Annotated in this window: 1 pseudogene; it reads right to left on the reverse strand. The window is 71.7% G+C overall.

The window, feature by feature from the left end:
- A pseudogene (locus tag AC0IY1_RS25510) lies at window positions 1-244 on the reverse strand (bifunctional diguanylate cyclase/phosphodiesterase); the annotation flags it as partial.

Here is a 244-nt window from a genome sequence, read left to right on the forward strand (position 1 = left end):
GCAGGACCTCGAAGCCGATCACGGCTCGGGAGCGGGTTTCGATCTGTGGCTGGTAGACCAGGCGCAGCTGGTCCGCCGCCAGGGCGCGGCGCAGCTGCTTCTCGAGGAGGCGGCGCTCGCGGACATCCTGTCCCATCGACGCCTCGAAGACGCGGTAGTTTCCCCGGCCCTCGGCCTTGCCCAGGAGCAGCGCCGTATCGGCGGCGGTGACGAGGGCGTTGCGGTCGCGCGCGTCGTCCGGGAC

The sequence above is a fragment of the Methylobacterium sp. AC690 genome (assembly GCF_979256535.1).